Origin of the sequence: Bradyrhizobium sp. MOS001, assembly GCF_004634465.1 — a bacterium.
GTDB classification, from domain to species: Bacteria; Pseudomonadota; Alphaproteobacteria; order Rhizobiales; family Xanthobacteraceae; genus Bradyrhizobium; species Bradyrhizobium barranii.
In genome coordinates, this window is the sequence record NZ_SPVJ01000152.1 from 1 (window position 1) to 1,623 (window position 1,623).

Sequence of the window (1,623 nt, forward strand, 5' to 3'; positions counted from 1 at the left end):
TTTGGTTGCGGCGCTGCGGCGCAGAAATCTGCCATCGGTCTGCAGCTTAAGACCGGCGCTACGGTGATTGTTGGTGGACGTGTTCAATTTGCTCCCCGAGCTCCAGCGTGACCAGTCGCGCCAACAACGTCGCCGGATACAGTTGCCCGATAACCGCTTCGATGTTGCAGAGGCTCCTCGCCCATGGATGGACGGGCACGATGTCGCCGTATCCGGTCGTCGTCAGCGTGGCAAAGCTCAAATAGAAAACCTTGCTTGCAAGCGATCGGTCATCCACGAACTCGATGCCTTTGAATGCATCGGCGGCCGACAAGCCGAGGAACGTGAACAGGCAGGCAAATCCCACGGCAATCAAAAGATATACGAGGACGGCGCCGACGACACGGTGATAGGTGATGTAGCCTGGACCGAATACGGCCCTCGTAACGACAGATCCAAGTGCTATGGCGATCAGCAACCATGACGCCGCCAGCAGATGCAAGTTGTAGGGCCAAGCGTAGTAATAGCGCTCCAAGAACACGAAGACGTTCGCAATAAGCCCAAGTAACATCATCCCGAGTGCGATCTTGCTCTTCGAGATAATCGCCATGCTCACCATCACAGCAAGCAAGACGGTAATTGCCCCGGCGTGGAGGACAAAATGGCCGGTCGCCTGAAGCGGCGCAAAGACAAATACGATCGATACGAGCAGAATTGTGAGTAGCGTCAGCAGCCAATCGTTGAAGCTCAAGCGCATCCGTTCTCGCAGAAGGTCTACTTTCATGCCGTTCCCCCTGTTGGCTTCCAGCTCCCGGCCTTCGGCATGCGAGGTCATTCCTGCGCAGCCAATAGCCATGCGTCCAGCATTTTACCGGCGCAGGAGCGCTGGTTGATCCACATCAAGGATGTTTGTGGTCGCGTGATTCGCCGCAGCAACGACTCACGATACAAAAATGCACATAAAAAATGGCAGCACATCTGCCGCACCTTCGCGAAGATAAATTCCGGAGAGCGGAGCCGCCGCCTGCGGAGTGGGCAGAACGCGGATCAACGGCGTCTGCGTTGCAAGGACGACGATCCGCCAAACCCGGCGCGCTGCGCGCAGGTGTCTCCGTCGGCGGGGAAGTGTCTGTGCGATGTACGAATAGGCGCCGCGAGACCCGGCGTTCGGATCGTATCCGGACGCCGATCACCAGGTTCTGAAGCCGAACCAGCCGAACTGCCCTTGTCGTGCCGCCAGAAGCATCTGCGGCTGGACGTTTCGCCTCGGTCGAGCCGCAACATGCAACATCTTGCGTTGTCGCTTGCGATCGACGGTTTCAGGCCGGCGTGTATCCGGCTTCGGCAGCATCGCGAAAGAATTCGCCACCGCCGGGCTCTGTGCGACGGTAACGGGCGGTTCGGCCACATCCGACGAAGTTGCGACCTCAGTCGCCTCGGCCACGGGCGCAGCGGCGACGATCACCGGCGATTGGGTATCGAAGACAATACGCTCGGGCCATTTGCGATCTGAGTGGATAAGTATGGCCGGCCGGTCCGCAGCCACCTGATCGACGGTCGGGGCCCTCGGCAGCCAATAATCTGCAACAAAGAGCAGTGCGAGCAACACTGCTCCGACCTTCCAGAAATATGCCGCCAGTGGCA

General features: G+C 58.8%; 2 protein-coding genes. Both read right to left on the reverse strand.

Annotation, left to right across the window (positions count from 1 at the left end; translation table 11 throughout):
- Positions 1 to 58 precede the first annotated feature (58 nt).
- Positions 59 to 814 carry a potassium channel family protein gene (locus CT676_RS43550; protein ID WP_244623542.1) on the reverse strand — a complete coding sequence of 252 codons (756 nt, stop codon included), beginning with the start codon at positions 812 to 814 and terminating at the stop codon, positions 59 to 61.
- Between the two features lie 354 nt (positions 815 to 1,168).
- Positions 1,169 to 1,623 (reverse strand): hypothetical protein (locus tag CT676_RS43555; protein WP_205124648.1); only part of this gene is annotated, 455 nt, incomplete at its 5' end.